This window comes from Shewanella indica, from assembly GCF_002836975.1.
Lineage (GTDB): Bacteria > Pseudomonadota > Gammaproteobacteria > Enterobacterales > Shewanellaceae > Shewanella > Shewanella indica.
In genome coordinates this window covers 1-22,660 of the sequence record NZ_NIJK01000053.1, presented here as the reverse complement: position 1 = coordinate 22,660, position 22,660 = coordinate 1, and the positions used below count along the sequence as shown (strand labels likewise).

General features: G+C 49.1%; 22 protein-coding genes. 19 read left to right on the top strand and 3 right to left on the bottom strand.

Annotation, left to right across the window (positions count from 1 at the left end):
* Positions 1 to 113 precede the first annotated feature (113 nt).
* From mioC to glmS, 18 genes are all read left to right on the top strand, one after another.
* Positions 114 to 554 (top strand): FMN-binding protein MioC, encoded by a 441-nt coding sequence (gene mioC / locus CX650_RS18680; protein WP_025011723.1) that lies wholly within the window; start codon positions 114 to 116, stop codon positions 552 to 554.
* A gap of 450 nt (positions 555 to 1,004) precedes the next feature.
* Positions 1,005 to 2,894 (top strand): tRNA uridine-5-carboxymethylaminomethyl(34) synthesis enzyme MnmG, encoded by a 1,890-nt coding sequence (gene mnmG, locus CX650_RS18675; protein WP_039035946.1) that lies wholly within the window; start codon positions 1,005 to 1,007, stop codon positions 2,892 to 2,894.
* Positions 2,895 to 2,994: 100 nt separating this feature from the next.
* Entirely contained in the window at positions 2,995 to 3,618 is a 624-nt protein-coding gene (gene rsmG, locus CX650_RS18670) for a 16S rRNA (guanine(527)-N(7))-methyltransferase RsmG (protein ID WP_071476691.1), read from the top strand.
* A gap of 86 nt (positions 3,619 to 3,704) precedes the next feature.
* On the top strand, positions 3,705 to 4,493 hold the full coding sequence (locus CX650_RS18665; protein WP_039035962.1) for a ParA family protein: 789 nt from the start codon (positions 3,705 to 3,707) through the stop codon (positions 4,491 to 4,493).
* Positions 4,494 to 4,503: 10 nt separating this feature from the next.
* Positions 4,504 to 5,385, top strand: a complete 882-nt coding sequence (locus CX650_RS18660; RefSeq protein ID WP_039035948.1) for a ParB/RepB/Spo0J family partition protein — start codon at positions 4,504 to 4,506, stop codon at positions 5,383 to 5,385.
* Positions 5,386 to 5,610: 225 nt separating this feature from the next.
* Positions 5,611 to 5,994 carry an ATP synthase subunit I gene (locus CX650_RS18655; protein ID WP_039035949.1) on the top strand — a complete coding sequence of 128 codons (384 nt, stop codon included), beginning with the start codon at positions 5,611 to 5,613 and terminating at the stop codon, positions 5,992 to 5,994.
* A gap of 12 nt (positions 5,995 to 6,006) precedes the next feature.
* The gene (gene atpB, locus CX650_RS18650; protein ID WP_039035950.1) at positions 6,007 to 6,801 is read left to right on the top strand and encodes a F0F1 ATP synthase subunit A; all 795 of its coding nucleotides are present in this window, start codon (positions 6,007 to 6,009) and stop codon (positions 6,799 to 6,801) included.
* A 66-nt stretch (positions 6,802 to 6,867) separates the two neighbouring features.
* A complete protein-coding gene (atpE, locus tag CX650_RS18645) occupies positions 6,868 to 7,119 on the top strand; it encodes a F0F1 ATP synthase subunit C (protein WP_025011729.1) in 252 nt (83 codons plus the stop codon).
* A 37-nt stretch (positions 7,120 to 7,156) separates the two neighbouring features.
* Entirely contained in the window at positions 7,157 to 7,627 is a 471-nt protein-coding gene (atpF, locus tag CX650_RS18640) for a F0F1 ATP synthase subunit B (RefSeq protein ID WP_028780952.1), read from the top strand.
* 15 nt (positions 7,628 to 7,642) lie between these two features.
* Positions 7,643 to 8,176: a F0F1 ATP synthase subunit delta gene (gene atpH, locus CX650_RS18635; protein ID WP_039035951.1), complete on the top strand. Its 534-nt coding sequence runs from the start codon at positions 7,643 to 7,645 to the stop codon at positions 8,174 to 8,176.
* A 14-nt stretch (positions 8,177 to 8,190) separates the two neighbouring features.
* Positions 8,191 to 9,732, top strand: a complete 1,542-nt coding sequence (gene atpA, locus CX650_RS18630) for a F0F1 ATP synthase subunit alpha (RefSeq protein WP_039035952.1) — start codon at positions 8,191 to 8,193, stop codon at positions 9,730 to 9,732.
* Between the two features lie 50 nt (positions 9,733 to 9,782).
* A complete protein-coding gene (gene atpG / locus CX650_RS18625; protein WP_039035953.1) occupies positions 9,783 to 10,643 on the top strand; it encodes a F0F1 ATP synthase subunit gamma in 861 nt (286 codons plus the stop codon).
* 35 nt (positions 10,644 to 10,678) lie between these two features.
* Entirely contained in the window at positions 10,679 to 12,067 is a 1,389-nt protein-coding gene (atpD, locus tag CX650_RS18620; RefSeq protein WP_039035954.1) for a F0F1 ATP synthase subunit beta, read from the top strand.
* 36 nt (positions 12,068 to 12,103) lie between these two features.
* Entirely contained in the window at positions 12,104 to 12,532 is a 429-nt protein-coding gene (locus CX650_RS18615) for a F0F1 ATP synthase subunit epsilon (protein WP_025011732.1), read from the top strand.
* A 153-nt stretch (positions 12,533 to 12,685) separates the two neighbouring features.
* The gene (glmU, locus tag CX650_RS18610) at positions 12,686 to 14,050 is read left to right on the top strand and encodes a bifunctional UDP-N-acetylglucosamine diphosphorylase/glucosamine-1-phosphate N-acetyltransferase GlmU (RefSeq protein WP_039035963.1); all 1,365 of its coding nucleotides are present in this window, start codon (positions 12,686 to 12,688) and stop codon (positions 14,048 to 14,050) included.
* A 181-nt stretch (positions 14,051 to 14,231) separates the two neighbouring features.
* Positions 14,232 to 16,322 (top strand): TonB-dependent siderophore receptor, encoded by a 2,091-nt coding sequence (locus CX650_RS18605; protein ID WP_101096701.1) that lies wholly within the window; start codon positions 14,232 to 14,234, stop codon positions 16,320 to 16,322.
* Between the two features lie 230 nt (positions 16,323 to 16,552).
* Positions 16,553 to 17,323 carry a DeoR/GlpR family DNA-binding transcription regulator gene (locus CX650_RS18600; RefSeq protein WP_101096700.1) on the top strand — a complete coding sequence of 257 codons (771 nt, stop codon included), beginning with the start codon at positions 16,553 to 16,555 and terminating at the stop codon, positions 17,321 to 17,323.
* Between the two features lie 24 nt (positions 17,324 to 17,347).
* Positions 17,348 to 19,177, top strand: a complete 1,830-nt coding sequence (gene glmS, locus CX650_RS18595; protein ID WP_101096699.1) for a glutamine--fructose-6-phosphate transaminase (isomerizing) — start codon at positions 17,348 to 17,350, stop codon at positions 19,175 to 19,177.
* A gap of 57 nt (positions 19,178 to 19,234) precedes the next feature.
* On the opposite strand, the gene CX650_RS18590 is transcribed toward glmS, so the two are convergent.
* From CX650_RS18590 to CX650_RS18580, 3 genes are all read right to left on the bottom strand, one after another.
* The gene (locus tag CX650_RS18590; protein ID WP_101096698.1) at positions 19,235 to 19,438 is read right to left on the bottom strand and encodes a DUF2061 domain-containing protein; all 204 of its coding nucleotides are present in this window, start codon (positions 19,436 to 19,438) and stop codon (positions 19,235 to 19,237) included.
* Positions 19,439 to 19,570: 132 nt separating this feature from the next.
* Positions 19,571 to 20,473, bottom strand: coding sequence for a 1,4-dihydroxy-2-naphthoyl-CoA synthase (locus CX650_RS18585; RefSeq protein ID WP_028780956.1), 903 nt, complete (start codon positions 20,471 to 20,473; stop codon positions 19,571 to 19,573).
* Between the two features lie 110 nt (positions 20,474 to 20,583).
* On the bottom strand, positions 20,584 to 20,934 hold the full coding sequence (locus CX650_RS18580; RefSeq protein ID WP_101096697.1) for a hypothetical protein: 351 nt from the start codon (positions 20,932 to 20,934) through the stop codon (positions 20,584 to 20,586).
* Between the two features lie 87 nt (positions 20,935 to 21,021).
* On the opposite strand from CX650_RS18580, the gene ccoG reads away from it, so the two are divergent.
* Positions 21,022 to 22,449 carry a cytochrome c oxidase accessory protein CcoG gene (ccoG, locus tag CX650_RS18575; protein WP_101096696.1) on the top strand — a complete coding sequence of 476 codons (1,428 nt, stop codon included), beginning with the start codon at positions 21,022 to 21,024 and terminating at the stop codon, positions 22,447 to 22,449.
* Positions 22,450 to 22,660 lie beyond the last annotated feature (211 nt).

Sequence of the window (22,660 nt, the reverse complement as noted above, 5' to 3'; positions counted from 1 at the left end):
TCAATGCAATAGTGCCCAAACTCAGGTTACCCAAGGCTGTCTGTCACCGCAAATTGGATTAATATGGGCCGATTAAATCAAGGCGCCAGGCGCTACATACAGAGAGGATTATCATGGCGAAAGTCGAAGTATTAGTCGGAACCACCTTGGGAGGAGCCGAATATGTCGCCGAAGAACTCATCAATAAGCTTGAACAAAACGGCCACCAGACAAGCCTGTACTTAACCCCACAGTTGGAGCAACTGGATCCCAAAGCCCTTTGGTTGATCGTTTCCTCCACCCATGGGGCCGGCGATCTTCCGGACAATTTGCAGCCCTTCTATCAGGAATTACTCCAGTCAAACCAAAACCTGCAGGACTGTCGGTATGCTTTATGTGCGATCGGCGACTCGAGTTACGACACATTCTGCCAAGGCCCGGAAAAGCTGCTACAGCAACTGAGCGCCAAGGGAGCCAAGCCCTATGTGGATAAGATCCAGATCGATGTTCAATACGATCCCGTACCGGAAGATCCAGCATTGGCATGGCTCGACGACTGGCTGCCCGAGTTATAAAATGCTTTTCAACTTGAATAAAGCATCAAGTACTCACAATTTAGATCTAACTTATCCACAATTTTGCTCAATAAAATATAACTCTGTGGATAATGCTTTATTTTGATCTGATCAATCGTTGCATGAATCGGATCCTGAATGCATACCAGATCCTCCTTGTGGATAAGATCGCGATCTATCCCCAGCTTTAATGGAGATAGATCGCCAACTGATCACAGGATCGATTTGCGTTAACCTATTGTTTTTATGTAAATATAACCGTTACCCACAGAAAAGCCCGATCCTAATAGTAAACATAACAAGAAGATCTATATAAAGATCTTAAGATCTATAAGGCAGATCCCTTGCGATCCATCAGCATGAAATAGAGCATTCACCTGAATCGTTACAGGTGCTAAAATGATCGGCTGAAATTCCTTTTTCATCCCTTGCTCAGCCAAAGGTAAATCTATGCGTTTTCATGAACGGTTTGATGTAATTGTTGTAGGTGGTGGTCATGCCGGAACTGAAGCCGCATTGGCAGCTGCCAGAATGGGAGTTAACACCCTGCTCTTAACCCATAATATTGACACTTTGGGTCAGATGTCCTGTAACCCGGCTATCGGGGGTATAGGTAAAGGGCACTTGGTTAAAGAGATAGATGCCTTGGGTGGCGCCATGGCAACAGCAACTGATTGTGCCGGGATCCAATTCAGAACCCTGAATTCAAGTAAGGGACCTGCAGTAAGAGCTACCAGAGCCCAAGCAGATCGCGCCTTATATCGACAAAAGATCCAACAGATATTGCAAAACCAGCCCAACTTAAGGATCTTTCAACAAGCTGTTGACGATCTGGTTGTTGAAAACAACAGAGTCATTGGTGTTATTACCCAAATGGGACTGGCTTTTGAAGCTCCTGCTGTGGTGCTGACAGCCGGTACTTTCTTGGGAGGTAAGATCCATATTGGATTGGAAAATTACAGTGGTGGGCGTGCCGGTGATCCTCCAGCGATCGCTCTAGCTCATAGACTCAGAGAGTTACCTATTCGAGTTGGCCGTCTCAAAACGGGTACGCCGCCTCGTATCGATGCTCGCAGTGTCGACTTCGAGCAGATGACAGAACAGCAAGGAGATAATCCTCTTCCTGTGATGTCTTTTATCGGTGATGTGAACCAACATCCTCAGCAAATCTCTTGCTATATCACCCATACCAATGAAAAAACCCACGAGATAATTCGTGGCGGTTTGGACCGAAGCCCTATGTATTCTGGGGTTATCGAAGGAATAGGCCCGAGATACTGTCCGTCTATCGAAGACAAGATCCATCGCTTTGCCGATAAGAGTTCGCATCAGATCTTTATTGAACCTGAGGGACTCAATACCAATGAGTTATACCCCAACGGTATCTCAACCAGTTTGCCATTCGATGTGCAAATTGCTTTGGTCCGCTCGATCAAGGGGATGGAAAATGCTGAGATCATGCGCCCTGGCTATGCCATTGAATATGATTACTTTGATCCCAGAGATCTGAAAAATTCGCTGGAAACCAAAACCATAAATGGGTTGTTCTTTGCAGGTCAAATCAACGGCACCACAGGTTATGAAGAGGCAGGAGCTCAAGGCCTGTTGGCCGGCATGAATGCGGCTTTACAGGTGCAAGGTAAAGACGCTTGGGCACCTAGACGGGATCAGGCTTATCTTGGCGTGCTGGTGGATGATCTATCGACTTTGGGCACCAAGGAGCCCTATCGCATGTTCACCAGTCGTGCCGAATACCGCTTGCTGCTGCGCGAAGATAATGCCGATCTGCGTCTGACCGAGAAAGGCCGTGAGCTGGGTTTGGTTGACGATCAGCGCTGGGCCAAGTTCTCGGCCAAGGTTGAGGCGATAGAATCTGAACTGCAACGCCTGCGCAGTCAATGGATCCATGTGAATTCACCTTTGGTTGAAGCGCTGAATCCGCATCTCAATACGCCAATATCTCGCGAAGCTTCGTTTGAAGAGCTGCTGCGTCGTCCTGAGTTGGACTATGACAAGCTTATGGGGATTGAAGGTTTCGGGCCGGGGCTCGAAGATCGTCAAGCGGCCGAACAGGTGCAGATCCAGGTTAAATATGCTGGTTATATTCAGCGCCAGCAGGAAGAGATAGCCAAAGCACAGCGTAACGAAAATACCGGATTGCCGCTGGAGCTTGATTACAATGAAGTGCCAGGCTTATCCAACGAAGTGATCGCCAAGCTCAATGCCCATAAACCAGAGACCATAGGCCAGGCCTCCAGGATCTCGGGGGTAACTCCGGCAGCCATCTCCATTTTGCTGGTGCATCTGAAAAAACGGGGATTACTGCGCCGAACGGCCTGATACAGTAAACCATTCCAGAGCCGGGGAAGCTGTAGATGCTTCCCTTGGCCGTTTTGGGGCCGCATAATAGCCCCGCAGTATTTTTCTGGGGAGAATACCCGTGCTTGCAGCACAGTTAAAAACATATCTGGCTGAGACAGGCCTCAATGCATCAGATGAACAGCAGCAACAGTTGCTTGGTTTTGTTGCCATGCTCAACAAATGGAATAAAGCCTATAACCTGACCTCGGTGCGCGAACCTGAGCAGATGCTCATCCGTCATATCATGGATAGCCTGGTCGTCTCTCCTCATCTCAAGGGACAGCGTTTTATCGACGTGGGCACAGGCCCTGGGTTGCCCGGTATCCCGCTGGCGATTTTGAATCCGGATAAAGAATTTGTATTGCTCGATAGCTTGGGCAAGCGGATCCGTTTTCAAAAACAGGTCCAGATTGAACTCAAATTGAAAAATATACAGTCGGTAGAGAGCCGGGTGGAAGCCTTTGAGGATCCGCAAGGGTTTGACGGCGTGCTAAGCCGCGCCTTTGCCTCAGTGGCAGACATGTTAAGCTGGTGTCAGCATTTGCCGGCGCAAAATGGGGTATTCTATGCCCTTAAAGGGCAACTGAACCCTGATGAGTTAACCGGGATCCCTGAGGGGTACAGTATCAGGGAATCCATTGAACTCAAGGTTCCAAAATTGGATGAACAGAGACATCTGCTGATCATAGCTCCCCAGGTTTGAATGCCTTGCAATTGGCTGGCGTATCAAGCAACTTGATGCAAACGGAACCGGGCATCAATAACAAAATTGACAGACAAGGTGACAGTGTGGCGAGAATTATTGCCGTAGCCAACCAGAAAGGTGGCGTTGGAAAAACAACAACTTGTGTTAATTTGGCTGCCTCTTTGGCGGCAACCAAGCGGCGGGTGCTATTGATCGATCTGGATCCCCAGGGCAATGCCACCATGGGGAGTGGTGTCGACAAGTACGAAGTTGAAAACACCGCCTATGAGTTACTGGTGGAAGAAAAGAGTTTTGACGAAGTCGTCGTACGTAACACTGCCGGGAAATACGATCTCATTGCCGCCAACGGTGATGTGACTGCCGCCGAAATCAAATTGATGGAGTTCTTTGCCAGGGAGATTCGCCTGCGCAACGCTTTGGCAAAGGTGCAGGATGAATACGACTTTATCTTTATCGATTGTCCTCCCTCGCTGAATATGTTGACTGTGAACGCCATGTCGGCGGCCGACTCAGTACTGGTTCCCATGCAGTGTGAGTATTATGCCCTGGAAGGCTTGACTGCCCTGATGGATACCATTTCCAAGTTGGCGGCCATGGTTAACCCTAAACTCGGGATCGAGGGAATACTCAGAACCATGTACGATCCCCGCAACCGTCTGGCCAACGATGTTTCCGATCAACTGAAACAGCATTTCGGTGACAAGGTTTACCGCACTGTGATCCCAAGAAATATTCGCTTGGCCGAAGCGCCGAGTTTTGGCGCTCCGGCTATGTACTATGACAAGAGTAGCGCTGGGGCCAAGGCCTATCTGGCTTTAGCCGGCGAAATCATTCGTCGCTCAGAGCAGAATCAGCAAGCGAAACAGGCATAAAGGAATGAGCATGACACTGAAAAAACGGGGTCTGGGCAAGGGCCTGGACGCACTTTTGAGTACCAGCCATGCAGCGAGTAAGAAGCGTGATGATGCCGAGCAATCTAAAGTTGATGCCGGCGAAACCTTGCTGACTTTGGATGTGGATCTGCTGCAACCCGGTAAGTATCAACCCCGTAAAGATATGTCGCCGGAGGCGCTGGAAGAGCTGGCTGAATCTATCAAGGCTCAGGGCGTTATTCAGCCCATAGTGGTGCGTAAGATCAGTGATGACAAATATGAAATAATCGCCGGCGAACGTCGCTGGCGTGCGGCGCAGCTGGCCAAGTTGGACAAGGTGCCCTGTATAGTCAAGCAGGTTGCCGATGAGGCTGCTGTGGCTATCGCCCTGATAGAAAACATTCAGCGGGAAGATCTCAATGCTATGGAAGAAGCCATTGCGCTTAACCGTTTGATCGAAGAATTTGATCTTACTCACCAACAAATAGCTGATGCTGTGGGAAAATCACGGGCTACCGTTTCGAACTTGCTGCGACTCAATGGATTGAATGAACCGGTAAAGCGGTTACTGGAGTACGGTGATATTGAGATGGGTCATGCCCGAGCCTTGCTTGCCTTGCAAGGTGAGGAGCAAACTTCTGTTGCCCGATTGGTGGTAGCGAAGGAATTGACCGTTCGTGAAACAGAACGATTGGTTAATAAAGTCTTAAATCCTGCCAAAGAGGCCGAAAAGCCTGTAAAAGATACCGATGTTGCTCGTCTGGAGAGTCAGTTAATTGAGAGGCTAGGTGCAAAAGTTTCTATTTCCCACGGTAGTAAGGGAAAGGGAAAAATTGTAATTAACTATCAAAATCTGGCTGAATTAGACGGCATTCTTGCCAAAATCCATTAAAAAAACGTCGTTAACGCTTTTTAGTGTAAATTTGTGACGTTTGTTAATATTGCATTTATGCGAATTTGGGGCTGTATCACGTTAAAAGGTGAGGTTTTTACTTATCTCAAAGTTGCAAACAAGACTTGAAAAGGTATACTTTCGCAAGCTTTTTGTACCTCGACTCTATACGGATATTTGTAGTCCGGTCATCGAAACAAAAAGTAGGAATGCGGAGAAGAATAATTGAGTAAGGTTTTAGCGCGTCGTGGCCGTTGGTCAGCCTATAAATTGGTGATGATGCAGGCGGCGATAGCTGGGGGTGCTTCAATTATCTTCTTTGCCGTGTGGGGAGCCCAGTTTGGCTATTCTGCTCTGGCAGGAACTGCCATAGCTGTGCTCCCTAATTTTGTATTCGCTACCCTGGCTTTTTCCCATATGGGAGCAAGCTCTGCCGGTAAGGTCCTAAAAGGCTTTTACTGGGGGGAAGCGGTAAAGTTGCTGTTGACAATAGCGTTGTTTTCGCTGGTATTTATCAATTTAGAGGTCGCATTTATGCCCCTTTTTATTTGCTATGTACTGGCGTTGATAGTGCATTGGGCAGCTCCTTTGTACTTCAAGCAAAGTTAAGTGGGATGAATCATGGCTGCACCTGGTGAAACATTAACACCGCAGGGCTATATCCAGCATCACCTTACCAACCTTACCGTTGGTGAAGGTTTCTGGACATGGCACATTGATTCATTGCTCTTTTCGGTTGGTCTTGGCGTGCTGTTTCTGTGGTTGTTCCGCAGCGTTGGTAAAAAAGCAACCTCTGGCGTTCCCGGTAAGCTTCAATGCTTTATCGAGATGATCGTCGAGTTTGTCGACAACAGCGTTAAAGATACATTCCACGGTCGCAATGCTTTGATTGCACCTCTTGCTCTGACTATTTTTATGTGGGTATTCATGATGAACCTCATGGATATGGTGCCAGTTGACTGGATACCACATACTGCCGCTTTGGCCGGTGTGCCTTATCTGAAGATAGTACCGACTACTGACCTTAACATCACTTTCAGCCTCGCGTTGGGCGTGTTTGTGCTGATTATTTACTACAGCATCAAGGTCAAAGGTGTGTCAGGATTTGCGAAAGAACTGACGCTACAGCCCTTCAACCATTGGGCAATGATACCCGTCAACTTCCTGCTCGAAACTGTTACCTTGATAGCTAAACCTATTTCATTGGGGCTACGTCTTTTTGGTAACTTGTATGCAGGTGAGTTGATCTTCATCCTTATTGCGCTGATGTATGGTACCAACTTGGCGATTGCCGCTCTGGGTGTGACTTTGCAACTGGGCTGGCTGATCTTCCATATTCTGGTTATCACGCTGCAAGCGTTTATTTTCATGATGCTGACTATTGTTTATCTAAGCATGGCTCATGAAGATCATTAAGGACTGCTGAAGAAATTTTTTAAACTAAATCATCAACCAACACAGATTTAGATACTGGAGATACAGATGGAAACGATTCTGGGCTTTACTGCAATTGCTGTTGCTCTGCTCATTGGTTTGGGTGCACTGGGTACCGCTATCGGTTTCGGCCTTTTGGGTGGTAAGTTCCTGGAAGGCGCTGCGCGTCAGCCAGAAATGGCTCCTATGCTGCAAGTTAAGATGTTCATTGTAGCGGGTCTGCTCGACGCCGTGACCATGATCGGTGTAGGTATTGCACTTTACATGCTGTTTACTAACCCACTGGGTGCAATGCTGTAATAAACGCTTCTGTCTTAACTCTAAATAGGAGGCTGTTGTGAATATCAACGCTACCCTAATCGGTCAGACGGTCGCCTTTATTATCTTCGTGTGGTTCTGCATGAAGTTTGTATGGCCCCCTTTGATGAATGCCATCGAAGCGCGCCAGAAAAGGATTGCTGATGGTCTTGCTGACGCTGACCGTGCAGCAAAAGACCTGGAGTTGGCTCAAGCGAAAGCGACTGACCAACTGAAAGACGCCAAGGCTACAGCCAACGAAATCATTGAGTCTGCCAACAAGCGCAAGGCTCAGATTATTGATGAAGCCAAAGCTGAAGCAGACGCTGAGCGTGCGAAAATCATTGCTCAGGGTAAAGCAGAAATTGAAGCTGAACGTAATCGCGTGAAAGAGGAACTGCGTAAGCAGGTTGCGACTCTTGCCATCACTGGTGCAGAGAAGATCCTCGAGCGTTCGATTGATGAAGCCGCCCAAAGCGACATAGTTAATAAACTAGTTGCTGAAATTTGATAAGGGAGTTGAGTTATGGCTGAGTTAACCACCATTGCTCGCCCTTACGCTAAGGCAGCTTTTGACTTTGCTGTTGAACATCAAGCAGTAGAAAACTGGGCAGAAATGCTCGATTTCGCGGCAATGGTGAGTGAAAATGAATCCATGAAGCCACTGCTGGCTGGATCTATGTCCAGCAATAAGCTAGCTGCACTCTTTATCAATATCTGTGGCGAGCAAATTGATGAGCACGGTCAAAATCTGATCAAGGTAATGGCTGAAAACGGTCGCTTGGAGGTACTGTCTGCTGTATCTCAGCTCTATGCTGAGTTTCGCCACGAATGGGCTAAGGAAATCGAAGCCAACGTGGTATCTGCTACTGAGCTTAGCTCTGAGCAGCAACAGCAGATCAGTGTTTCTTTAGAGAAACGTCTCGCACGCAAAGTTAAGCTGAATTGCAGCGTCGATGCCGAGCTTATCGCCGGTATTATTATCAAGGCAGGGGATCTGGTGATAGATGGATCCGTCCGCGGCAAATTAAACCGCCTGTCTGATAAGCTGCAGTCGTAATTGGGAGTTTGAGCATGCAACTGAATTCCACTGAAATCAGCGATCTGATTAAGCAGCGGATCGAGCAGTTCGAAGTCGTCAGTGAAGCCCGCAACGAAGGTACTATCGTTTCGGTCAGTGACGGCATCATCCGCATTCACGGCCTGGCCGATGTAATGCAGGGTGAGATGATCGAACTGCCTGGCAACCGTTATGCAATCGCGTTGAACCTTGAACGTGATTCTGTAGGTGCCGTAGTTATGGGTCCTTATGCCGGTTTGGCTGAGGGCGTAAAAGTTAAAACCACTGGCCGTATTCTGGAAGTTCCAGTAGGTCGTGGTCTACTGGGACGTGTTGTTAACACTCTGGGTGAGCCAATCGACGGTAAAGGACCAATCGACAACGATGGTTTTGCACCTGTTGAAATGATTGCTCCTGGTGTTATTGAGCGTCAATCCGTATCTCAACCGGTACAAACCGGTTATAAGGCGGTTGATGCCATGATCCCTATCGGTCGCGGTCAGCGTGAGCTGATCATCGGTGACCGTCAAACTGGTAAAACTGCGATGGCTATTGACGCCATCATCAACCAGAAAGATTCCGGCATCAAGTGTGTGTACGTTGCAGTAGGCCAGAAGGCTTCTACTATTGCCAACGTAGTACGCAAGCTGGAAGAGCACGGTGCTCTGGCCAACACTATTGTTGTGGTTGCTACTGCTTCTGAAGCGGCTGCCCTGCAATACCTGGCACCATACTCTGGTTGTACCATGGGTGAATATTTCCGTGACCGCGGTGAAGATGCACTGATCGTTTACGATGACCTGTCCAAGCAGGCCGTTGCTTACCGTCAGATCTCACTGCTGCTGAAGCGTCCACCAGGCCGTGAAGCTTACCCAGGTGACGTATTCTATCTACACTCTCGTCTGCTGGAACGTGCTTCCCGCGTGAACGAAGAGTACGTTGAAAAGTTCACCAATGGCGAAGTAAAAGGCAAGACTGGTTCTTTGACCGCTCTGCCAATTATTGAAACCCAGGCAGGTGACGTATCTGCGTTCGTACCGACCAACGTAATTTCTATTACCGATGGTCAGATCTTCCTTGAAACCGACCTGTTCAACTCTGGCCTGCGTCCAGCGGTTAACCCAGGTATCTCTGTTTCTCGTGTAGGTGGTGCGGCTCAGACCAAGATCATCAAGAAACTGTCCGGCGGTATCCGTACTGCTCTGGCACAGTATCGAGAGCTTGCTGCGTTCTCACAGTTTGCGTCTGACCTTGACGATGCAACTCGTGCCCAGCTGGAGCACGGTGAGCGTGTAACCGAACTGATGAAGCAAAAGCAATACGCTCCTATGAGCGTAGCTGACCAAGCTGTATCTATTTTTGCAGCTGAAAAAGGCTACCTGAAAGGTATTGAGCTGAAGAAGATCGGTGACTTCGAAGCCGCTCTGCTCTCTTTCATGAACGGCGAGCATGCTGAGCTGATGAAGCTGATCAACGATAGCGGTGATTACAATGCCGAAATCGAAGCTGAGCTGAAGGCTGGTCTCGACAAGTTCGTGGCAACCCAAACCTGGTAAATACATGCGAGGTGTCATAAGGCACCTCAGGTCCAGATTGGAGAGTAGAGATGGCCGGCGCTAAAGAGATTAAAACCAAGATCGCGAGTGTGAAAAACACTCAGAAGATCACGTCCGCCATGGAAATGGTGGCAGCCAGCAAAATGCGCAAGGCGCAGGATCGCATGGCTGCAAGCCGTCCATATGCGGAGAGCATGCGTAAGGTGATCGGTCACGTCGCTCAGGGTTCTCTGGAGTACAAACACCCCTACCTGGAGGTGAGAGAACCCAAGCGGGTTGGTTACATAGTAGTGGCAACCGACCGTGGCCTTTGTGGTGGTCTGAACGTCAACCTTTTCAAGAAGGTTGTCGCAGACGTGAAAAGCTGGAAAGAGCAAGGTGCGGAAGTTGAATTCTGCCCTATCGGTGCTCGCAGTGTTCAGTTTTTCAAAAGCTTTGGTGGCAAGGTGCAGGCCCATGCTTCAGGTTTAGGTGATGCTCCCAAGCTCGCTGACCTGATTGGTACTGTGCGGGTAATGCTCCAGGCTTACAACGAAGGCAAGCTGGATCGTCTGTATGTGGTATTCAACAAGTTTGTTAATACCATGACGCAGACTCCTGTGATCGAGCAGCTGCTACCTTTGCCTAAATCAGACGAAGATGACGTAGCGCATCGCTGGGACTACATCTATGAGCCAGATCCAAAGGTCTTGTTGGACAAGCTTTTGGTTCGTTATGTGGAGTCTCAGGTGTATCAGGGTGTCGTTGAAAACATTGCTTCCGAGCAGGCTGCCCGTATGGTGGCCATGAAGGCAGCAACAGACAACGCCGGCACGCTGATCGATGATCTGCAACTGGTATACAACAAGGCCCGTCAGGCGGCGATTACGCAAGAACTGTCGGAAATTGTGTCAGGTGCAGCCGCGGTTTAGGCTGGGTAACGAATACAAGTTTTAGAGGATTAATCATGAGCACAGGTACTGTTGTCCAAGTGATTGGCGCGGTTGTGGACGTTGAGTTTCCACAAGATACCGTACCTCAGGTATATGACGCTCTGAAGATCACAGGCGAAGGCGCCTGTAAAGGCTTGGTGCTGGAAGTTCAGCAACAGCTGGGTGGTGGTGTAGTTCGTACCATCGCCATGGGTTCTTCCGATGGTCTGCGTCGTGGTATCGAGGTAGAAAACTCTGGTTCACCAATTTCCGTTCCGGTTGGGGCTGCGACCCTTGGCCGTATCATGAACGTTCTGGGTGAACCTGTGGATGAAGCGGGCGCTATCGGTGAAGATGAGCGTTATATCATCCACCGTGATGCTCCTTCTTATGAAGAGCAATCTAACACCACTGAATTGTTGGAAACCGGCATCAAGGTTATTGACCTGGTATGTCCGTTCGCCAAGGGTGGTAAAGTAGGTCTGTTCGGTGGTGCGGGTGTTGGTAAGACAGTTAACATGATGGAACTGATCAACAACATCGCTAAAGCCCACTCAGGTCTGTCCGTATTCGCCGGTGTAGGTGAGCGTACCCGTGAAGGTAACGACTTCTACTACGAGATGAAAGACTCAGGCGTACTGGACAAGGTAGCCATGGTGTACGGTCAGATGAACGAGCCACCAGGTAACCGTCTGCGTGTTGCTCTGACCGGTCTGACTATGGCCGAGAAGTTCCGTGACGAAGGTCGTGACGTACTGTTGTTCGTTGACAACATCTACCGTTACACCCTGGCTGGTACCGAAGTATCGGCACTGTTGGGTCGTATGCCTTCTGCTGTGGGTTATCAGCCAACACTGGCTGAAGAGATGGGTGTTCTGCAAGAACGTATTACTTCTACCAAAGTGGGTTCTATCACTTCGGTACAAGCGGTATACGTACCTGCGGATGACTTGACTGACCCAAGCCCTGCAACCACCTTCGCTCACTTGGATGCGACCGTGGTACTGTCTCGTCAAATCGCTTCTCTGGGTATCTACCCAGCGGTTGACCCACTGGATTCCACCTCTCGTCAGCTGGATCCACAGGTTGTTGGCCAAGAGCACTATGACGTGGCAAACGGTGTACAGACAGTTCTGCAGCGTTACAAAGAGCTGAAAGACATCATCGCTATTCTGGGTATGGACGAGTTGTCAGATGACGACAAGATGACAGTATCCCGCGCCCGTAAGATCGAGCGTTTCCTGTCTCAGCCATTCCACGTAGCTGAAGTCTTTACCGGTTCTCCAGGTAAGTACGTGCCCCTGAAAGACACCATCCGTGGCTTCAAGGGAATTCTGGACGGTGAGTTCGACCACCTGCCAGAGCAAGCGTTCTACATGGTTGGTTCTATCGACGAAGCCGTTGAGAAAGCCAACAAGAAATAACTAGGCAATATTGCATAGTTTGGTAAGGAGAACGGGATGGCAGCCATGACAGTACAGCTTGATATCGTCAGTGCAGAGAGCAAAATCTTCTCAGGCCTTGTTGCCCATTTACAGGTAACTGGTTCTGAGGGTGAACTGGGTATTATGCCCGGCCACACTCCGCTGCTGACCAATATCAAACCTGGCATGGCGCGCATCGTCAAACAAAATGGTCAGGAAGAGGTGTTTTACCTTTCAGGTGGTTTACTGGAAGTTCAACCCAACTCCGTGTCCGTATTGGCTGATGTTGTAATGCGTGCCGATGAGATTGACGAGCAGGCTGCAGTAGAAGCCAAGCGTCGTGCAGAAGCCCATATGGCCGATGCCGGTGCTGACTTCGATTATGCTGCGGCAGCAATTGAACTGGCTAAAGCCGTGGCTCAGTTGCGGGTCGTTGAGACCATCAAGAAGAACATTGCCAGATAACAGCACTGCTGAAAAAAGGCGCCTTAGGGCGCCTTTTTTGTGTCTGTTATTCCTATTGTCCAAGCAGGTTTGCAAGCTTCCAAGCTGCCTGAGCGCTGCATTTTTGCCGCGATTCCGGTACACTTGCGCCAGCCCAAAGAAAAGGAATCTCTCATGTCATTGAATGTTGTTATTCTCGCCGCCGGGAAAGGGACCCGGATGCGTTCTGATCTACCCAAAGTTCTGCATAAGGTCGCCCATAAACCCATGGTGCAGCATGTGATTGATACGGCTCATTCACTAAATGCCGACAAAATCAATCTGGTTTATGGTTATGGCGGCGATAAGCTGATGACGGAACTGGGCGAGCAACCGCTTAACTTTGTGCTGCAGGCTGAACAGCTGGGCACAGGGCACGCGGTAGCCCAGGCGATTCCCCATATAGATGACAATGACACTGTATTGGTGCTCTATGGCGACGTTCCCCTCACCCGTAAGGAAACACTGGAAGCCTTGCTTGCTGCCAGGCAAAACGATGGCGTAGCCGTACTGACAGTGCATCTGGATGACCCAAGCGGCTATGGCCGTATGGTGCGCGAGCATGGCAAGGTGGTTGGCATAGTCGAACAGAAAGATGCCTCTCCCGAGCAACTCAAGATCAATGAGATCAACAGCGGCATCATGGCATTGCCGGGCAAACAATTAAAAAACTGGCTTGGGCGCTTGGAAAACAACAATGCTCAAGGCGAGTACTATCTTACCGATGTGATCGCCATGGCGCACGCCGATGGGGTTGCCATAGATACGGCTCATCCTGTTAATTCCATTGAGACAGAAGGCGCCAACAACAGAGTGCAGTTGGCGGCGTTGGAACGTGCTTATCAGCAGCGCTGTGCAGAAGCCTTGATGCTGGATGGGGCTAACCTAAGGGATCCGGCACGCATTGATGTTCGCGGTGAAGTGACAGTCGGCATGGATGTGATGATCGACGTCAATGTGATCTTCGAAGGTAAAGTGGTGCTGGGCAATAATGTGACTGTGGGTGCCGGCGCTATTCTTATTGATTGTGAGATTGCCGATAACGCCGAGATTAAGCCTTACAGCATAGTCGAGGGCGCCAAGTTGGGTGATGGCGCCAGTGCCGGCCCGTTTGCTCGTCTGCGTCAGGGCGCTGAACTTAAGCAGGATGCCCATATAGGCAATTTTGTTGAGATGAAGAAAGCCATACTCGGTGTTGGCTCCAAGGCTGGACATCTGGCTTACCTCGGTGATGCACGCATTGGCCAAGGGGTAAATATAGGTGCAGGTACCATTACCTGTAACTATGATGGCGCCAATAAACATCTGACCGTTATTGAAGATGAGGTGTTTGTCGGTAGTGATACCCAGTTGGTTGCTCCTGTCACCATAGGTAAAGGAGCGACTCTGGGAGCCGGTTCCACTGTAACCCGTGATGTCGGCGCCGATGAGTTGGTTATCACCCGAGTTAAACAGAAACATATCAAGGGTTGGAAGCGTCCACAAAAGCAAAAGAAATAATTCCTCTAATTGAAAGCACCCACTCGGGTGCTTTCAATCTCACAAACCCGTCAATGGGTTTGAAGTCAATCATATTTAATTGTAAATATCTGTAAAGAAACTTAAATACTAATCCTTCTCATTTATATTTGCTGGCAAAAATAGAACTGATTGCCGGTCCGGCATAGAGAATGAGGTGATTATGAGGTTTAAGTTTTCCTGTGTAGGTATGGCTGTGGTGGCCGCTATATCTTCAATGCCACTGGCGGCAGAGCAAGTGCCAGAAGACATTGAGCGTATCAGTGTTACCGGTCGTAGCTTCAATGATTATAAGACTGGCGTCGCCTCTGGCGCGATGCGTGGTGATATTAATCTGATGGATACACCTCAATCCGTTACCGTTATCCCCGACTTTGTTACTGATGAACAGCTGGCAACCAACCTGGCTGAAGTATTGGTGAATGACTCAAGCGTGACCAGTGGCAGTGAAAAATGGAATCGCCAGGTATTTAATATTCGTGGCTTTGAGTTGGACTCTGGTTCTGGGTACCTGATCAATGGTCAGCAGCAGTGGTCGCACTATGTGCAACCTATTGAAACTCTGCAGCAGGTAGAAGTGCTTAAGGGCCCCTCCAGTATGCTCTACGGCCAGTCAGGCCCTGGTGGCTTGATCAATATGGTGACCAAGAAGCCGACCTACGACACACTGTTTAACCTGGGATTTGATACCGATGATAACGGCTCTACCCGCTTTCAACTGGATGCCGGTGGTAGTCTAAACGAAGCTCAGACTATCCGTTATCGCACTGTGCTGGTTAAGCAGGATACCCAGTATTGGCGTGAATATCAGAATGGTGAAAATCAGGAAAGAGATCGTTGGTTGGGCTACCTGAATCTGGAGTTTGATATTACCGATGATCTTTTGCTGTCACTGAAATATGACCATACCCAAGATAAAACCGGAATAGACCGTGGCGGTTGGTTGAACAGCAAGGGTGAGCTCATTGGTGGTCGGGATATTATCTGGGATATGCCATGGGCGTTTACTGACAATACCATCGAAAACTTAGGGGCCGAACTCACTTACTTTATCAGCGACAACTGGAAAGTGAAGGCCGGCTATAATGATCAGCAGTTCAACCGCCAAAGGTTGGACTCTCTTCCAAGTTTGATCAAAGGTTCTGAGGATCCATTTACTGATGGCTACACTGTGAGTCCATTCGATCGTTATGATGATTGGCAACATAAAACAGGATTCATTGATATTACCGGTAACTTCAGTACCGGTGTTTTGGAACATCAGTTCCTGATCGGTGCCAATATGTTGGACTACTACTATGGGCAGTTGCGCGAAAAAGGCGAAAGTGTTTCTGTTATGCCTGGCCAGCCCATCGCAAATCCAGGTTTGGACTATCATAACGATACTTCACTCAGTGAAAGCGACTATAAGCACTATGGTTTCTATATTCAGGACCTGGTTACTATCAATGAACAGTGGAAACTGTTGGCCGGTGTTCGTTATGACGAACAAAAGAAAGATGGTGCCGGGAACAACAGTTATGCCGTTTCACCTAAATTTGGGGTGATCTATTCGCCGATGGATAACGGCAGTATCTATGTCAATTACTCAAAGAGCTTCAGTCCCCAAGGGAGCGTTAATGATCCTAATGATGTTAATGACAAGATGAATCTGGATCCTGAATATGGGGAACAGTATGAAATAGGCACCAAGTGGGAACTGTTCGATGGTGGGTTATTACTGACAGGCGCCGTGTTTGATATAACCGTCTCCAATGTTACCGTGACTCAAGACTTAGGGGCAGGTGAATCAATAACAACTCAGAGTGGTGAACAGCGTCATAAAGGGTTTGAGATGGGCGCTCAGGGACGACTCAGTGATAAGTGGTTTATGACAGGTTCCATGATGTATCTGGATGCAGAGTATGATCGCCCTGCAGAAGATAGTCTCAATGGTAAAACGCCGATAGATGCGCCTGAATGGTCGGCCAATATCTGGACCCGTTATGAGATGACAGAAGCGTTGGCTCTGAATTTTGGTGCTGTCTATGTCGGTGAACGCTTTGCCGATAAAGAGAACATGATCACCAAAGATGGTTATGTACGTTTTGACCTGGGCGCTGCCTACACTATGGATGTGATGGGAACAGATGTCAGCGTAAGGGTTAACATGAAGAATCTGTTTGATAAAGAATATCTTGCCGGCGGTACCAATACAGATGTGACTGTTGGTGAAGGTCGTCATGTGAGCCTGGCGCTGGAAGCCAAGTTTTAATCGCCAATAGATAACATGCCAACAGCAATGCCGGCCACTCCAGTGGCTGGCATTTTTTATGGATGAAATCTAATGCTTTCGGCTTCTTGGGGCGCGCCCAGGCTCGGGCTGGCTTTAAGGCATGCCTGTATATCGGCTGAACTACTAACGAGCTTTTTTCACTCAGCAATTGCGTTTAGGTTTCGAAGTTATATAATTCGCCTTTCGAATCGAAACTTATTCAATCTGGAATGACCAAACGCAACACCCAACAAAGGCGTCACGCCATAGTTACCCTGCTGCAGCAGCAGGGTGAAGTCAGTGTCGATGCCTTGGCGCTGAAGTTTGAAACTTCGGAAGTGACCATACGTAAAGACTTGGCAGCCCTGGAGAAAATCGGTTTGCTGCTGCGTCGTTATGGTGGTGCCGTCGTTGTTCCTCAAGAGATAACCCAGACCTTGTCTGAACCGCCTTCCCGCAATAAGTTGGCCATAGCTCAGGCCGCTGCCGGGCTTATCAAAGATCATAATCGCATCATCATAGATTGTGGCAGCACCACTTTGGGACTTATTCCTGAGCTTAACGATAAGCGCGGGCTGGTGGTCATGACCAATTCCCTGCAGTTGGCCAATGCGATACATGAATTGGAAAACGAGCCCACACTCTTGATGACGGGGGGCACCTGGGACCCCCACTCCGAATCTTTTCAAGGACAGGTGGCTGAGCAAGTACTGCGTTCCTACAACTTTGACCAGCTTTTTATCGGCGCCGATGGCATTGACTTGCAGCGAGGCACCACCACTTTCAATGAGTTGATTGGGCTGAGCCGGGTGATGGCGGAAGTTTCCCGGGATGTAGTGGTGCTGCTCGAATCGGAAAAGGTGGGCCGCAGAATTCCTAATCTTGAGTTGCCCTGGGAGTTGGTCACTACCCTGGTGACAGATAATAGGCTGCCAGATGCAGCCGCTGAAAGTATTTCAAATCAAGGGGTAAAGCTGATCTTGGCCCCTTTTACAGCGTAAACTTTAAACTAAGCGGATATTGATATGTGTGGAATTGTTGGCGCAGTAGCGCAAAGGGATGTTGCTGAAATCTTGATCGAGGGACTGAAACGCCTGGAATATCGTGGCTATGATTCGGCCGGTGTGGCTGTCATTCACCAAGGTGAACTGACCCGTACCCGCAGAGTTGGCAAGGTGCAGGAGTTGGCCGATGCCTTGCAAACTGCTCCTTTGGCCGGTGGTACCGGCATCGCCCATACCCGCTGGGCGACCCATGGTGAGCCCAGTGAGCGCAACGCGCATCCACATCAATCCGGCAGTGACATAGCCGTGGTGCACAACGGGATTATTGAAAATCACGCTAAGTTGCGGGAGATGCTCAAGGGCTTAGGCTATCAGTTCAACTCAGATACAGATACAGAAGTCATTTGTCATCTGGTCGACCATGAGCTCAAGTCTGCCCCCGGCTTGCTGGCGGCGGTACAAGCCACAGTCAAACAACTGGAAGGTGCTTATGGCACTGTGGTCATCGACCGCCGCGACCCTGAACGGCTGGTGGTCGCCCGCAGTGGCAGCCCATTGGTAATAGGTTTTGGTCTGGGAGAAAACTTCGTCGCCTCGGATCAACTGGCACTGCTGCCGGTGACCCGTACTTTTGCCTTTCTGGAAGAGGGCGATGTTGCCGAAGTGACTCGCCGTGAGGTTCATATCTATGATCTTGACGGAAACCCGGTAGTGCGTGAAAAGAAAGAATCTGAAATCACTCATGATGCCGGTGACAAGGGCGAGTATCGTCACTATATGCTTAAAGAGATCTATGAGCAGCCAATGGCGCTGACCCGTACTCTCGAAGGCCGAATAGCCCAGCAGCAGGTGCTGGATACAGCCTTTGGTGATAATGCTGCCGAGCTTCTCAAAGAGATCAAACATGTACAGATCATTGCCTGTGGTACCAGTTACCATGCCGGTATGGCGGCACGTTATTGGCTGGAAGATTGGGCCGGTGTTTCCTGTAATGTGGAAATTGCTTCTGAATTCCGCTACCGCAAGTCGCATCTGTTCCCCAACAGCCTGTTGGTCACCATTTCTCAATCCGGTGAAACGGCCGATACCCTGGCGGCAATGCGTTTGGCCAAAGAGATGGGGTACAAGGCAACCTTGACCATATGTAACGCCCCCGGATCCTCGCTGGTTCGCGAGTCCGATATGGCATATATGATGAAAGCCGGTGCCGAGATTGGGGTGGCTTCCACCAAGGCCTTTACCGTGCAGTTGGCCGGTTTGTTGATGCTGACGGCGGCACTGGGACGTTATAACAGCATGAGTGTGGAAATGCAGGCGGCAATCGCCCAGAGTTTGCAGTCTATGCCGGCTAAAGTGGAGCAGGCTCTGGGGTTGGATGACGCCATAGCTGAGTTGGCTGAAGACTTTGCCGATAAGAGTCATGCCTTGTTCCTGGGACGTGGCGATCAGTATCCCATTGCGATGGAAGGCGCGCTGAAGCTGAAGGAGATTTCCTATATTCATGCCGAAGCTTATGCATCCGGAGAGCTGAAACATGGACCATTGGCGCTGATCGATGCCGACATGCCTGTGATAGTGGTTGCACCCAATAATGAACTGCTTGAAAAGCTTAAGTCCAATGTGGAAGAAGTGCGTGCCCGTGGTGGTTTGATGTATGTGTTTGCTGATGTTGATGCTGAATTTGCATCCGATGACACCATGAAGGTAATTCCTGTGCCACATTGTGATGAGTTTATGGCACCGCTTATTTACACTATTCCGCTGCAGTTGCTGTCATACCATGTTGCCCTGATCAAAGGGACTGATGTGGATCAGCCAAGAAACTTGGCCAAGTCGGTTACTGTAGAGTAATTGGCCGGAATCAAGCGCAAGCCTGAAAGTGTTGCCACTAATCGCCTGAGTGTATGCTCAGGCGATTAATTGCGTTAGCCGCTGCTGCTTTTTTGCTTCGTATATCTTCCAGACCTTTTCGTGGAAGTAGAAAACAACAGTGTTGATGCTGGGTTCTATCAGGGCCACGGCACCACCTATAAGCGCACTGCCGGTAAGCAGGTAAGTGATGGTAAAGGCTACGCTGAAGTGTAGTATGGCAAAGGTCATTGTCTTAATCATGGTGGTTCTCCTCTCTCGATAATTTAATGATAATAATTCTCATTAATAATTAAAAGGGGATTTAACAGATTAATTTGACCGTTTTTATCTATTAAAAAGGCCGCTTATGCGGCCTTTAGTAGTCTAAGGCTATCAGTAATGCCAAGGGAAGCTGGAAAAGTCCTGATCGCGTTTTTCAAGAAACGCGTCTCGGCCTTCCTGGGCCTCGGCTGTGCCATAGGCTAAACGGGTCGCTTCACCGGCAAACAGTTGCTGGCCAACCAAACCATCATCAGGCAGGTTAAAGCCATATTTGAGCATGCGCATTGCGGTTGGGGACTTGGAGTTGATCTCCTTGGCCCAGCGCAGAGCTTCGGTTTCAAGTTCTGCATGAGGAACCGAACGGTTAACCATGCCCATGGCAAAGGCTTCATCGGCACTGTAGTTAAAGCCACAGAAAAATATTTCTCTTGCCCGCTTCTGACCTATCATCTTCGCCAGATAAGCGCTGCCATAGCCAGAATCAAAGCTGGCTACATCCGGGTCTGTCTGTTTGAAAACGGCGTGTTCTTTCGATGCCAGTGTCAGATCGCACACCACATGCAGGCTGTGACCGCCACCAACCGCCCAACCGGGAACTACGGCTATGACGACCTTGGGCATAAAGCGGATCAAGCGCTGTACTTCGAGAATGTGCAGGCGGCCCATGCGAGCCAAATCGGCCTTGCCGGCTTCCTCACCTTCATATTTGTAGCCGTCTTTGCCGCGAATACGCTGATCGCCACCGGAGGAGAAGGAATATTGCCCTTTAGCTGATGGGCCATTACCTGTTAACAGCACACAACCTACATCAGACCATTGCCGGGCGTGGTCCAGAGCTATGTAAAGTTCATCAACTGTCTTGGGACGAAAAGCGTTCAGACAGTCGGGACGGTTAATGGCAATTCGCACAGTACCTTGAGATTTGGCTCTGTGGTAAGTGATGTCTTCAAAAGCGAACCCGGCAACCTCTTCCCACAATTCAGGTTCAAAAGTATCGGAAACAAAAGATGTCATAACAAACAGCCCCTATATTGATAATGGCTCAAAGGCTAGGTGGATTGGCGTGGGAGGTCAATGATTTCAGGTGCGGGTTTTGCAACAGTCGACAAAACCCGGTGCTTTATTCAGAGGTTATCGCAGATGAACAACAGGTTATCTTTGCTGAAAACCGGATGAGATATGACATTGCCACGACAATACTCGTCCTTGAAGTCCATTAAAGTCTCTGGCGAGGTCAGTATGCCGTCCAGCTCCTGTAGCTCATAAGCTGACAAACGCTCGGCAATATCGGCCTTGAGGCGGGCCTTTTTCTGATCGAGGCGAATGATCTGTGTGCCCGTCATGGCATCCAGCTTGCGTTCAATTTTCTTTACTAATGCTTCGGTTTGGGCAATAGGCTCATCGAGCTTATCTGTCTGAGTGACCAAGTAATAAAGCACTCCGGCCAATATTGCCAAAATAATCCAGCCTTTCATCATTTAGTCCAACTAAGGTTAATAACCCTTGTGTTACAAGGTATAATACGCCAGTTTTTATACAATAAGCAGTAAAAGGCTGTAAAGATGAGTGAAGAATCGAGCAATAAGGATTATTCGAAAGCCAATCGAATCAAGATTCACCAGCCTGATGCGAGTAAAGCAGACCGCTTTAATCCTCGCAACCGAATTTACGTTCGTGCGGTTGATGGTCTATGGAGTTCGTTAAGGCGGCGGATGGGATGGATAGCTATGCTGTTTTTCCTGATTTTGCCTTGGCTTCCCTGGGGAGATAGGCAGGCAGTCTGGTTTAACCTGGCAGAGCAGAAGTTTCATGTATTCGGCCTGACTATCTGGCCTCAGGATCTGACGTTGCTGGCAGCCTTGTTTATGATTGCTGCCTTCGCACTGTTTTTTGTCACTACCTACCTGGGAAGGGTCTGGTGCGGTTACACCTGCCCGCAGACAGTGTGGACCTTCATCTTTATCTGGTTTGAAGAAAAGCTCGAAGGGGCACGCAACAAAAGGATGAAGTTGGATCAGATGCCCTGGAGTTTTGACAAGCTCTGGCGCAAAACGGCCAAGCATACTGCTTGGTTGCTGATTTCCCTGCTGACGGCTATGACATTTGTGTCTTACTTTGTGCCCTCCAGAGAAGTATACCTCGAGGTGTTTACCTTACAGGCCAGCGGCGCCGTGTACTTTTGGGTTATTCTCTTCACTTTGGCAACTTATGGTAATGCCGGCTGGATGCGGGAAATCATGTGTATCCACATGTGTCCCTATGCGCGTTTCCAGGCGGCCATGTTCGATAAGAACACTTATATTGTTGGCTATGACACCAAGCGTGGTGAAACTCGCGGCCCCCGTTCCCGTAAGGCAGATCCCAAAGCTCTGGGGCTGGGCGACTGTATCGATTGCGATCTCTGTGTTCAGGTTTGTCCGACAGGGATTGATATCCGTAATGGTCTGCAGTACGAATGTATCAACTGCGGCGCCTGTATCGATGCCTGCGACTCCACCATGGAACGTATGGGATATGCCAAAGGCCTTATCAGTTACACCACGGAAAACAAACTGGAAGGGATCAAGGAAAAAGTGCTGCGTCCCAAGCTGGTGGGCTATGGTGTTGTGCTTACTGCGATGATTTTGGTGTTCATCTACGCCAGTGCCAATATCGCCCCTGTGCGCATCGATATCATTCGTGACCGGAATCAGCTCTATACCGAGAATACTCAGGGGATGACAGAGAATACCTTCACTTTGAAGATATTGAACAAAACAGAAACGGCCCACGAGTACCAGATGCACATTGATGGGTTAAACAACTATAAGTGGTATGGTCCACAAACAGTGCAGATTGCGGCCGGTGAAGTATTGACGCTGCCTGTCAGTGTGGCGGTCGACCCTGTGGAGCTGAAACGTCCCATTACCAAGATAGACTTTATTGTCACTACCGAAGTCAATGGTGAGACGGTTGAAGCCAAACAGGAGTCCCGTTTCTTCGGGCCTTAAGCTTTAATAAACGACGCTAGATAGATAGAAAGGGGCGCGAGCCCCTTTTTTCATCAAAAAGTATCGCTTTTTTGGCCGTTTGGCTGCTTTTGTGAGCGAACGATAAATTAATCCTGTTTTTCTTAGATTTAGCCCTTGCACAAAAGTTCAGGCTCCCTATAATGCGCTCCCACTGACACGGCACAGCGGCAACGCGAAAGACGTGACAGGG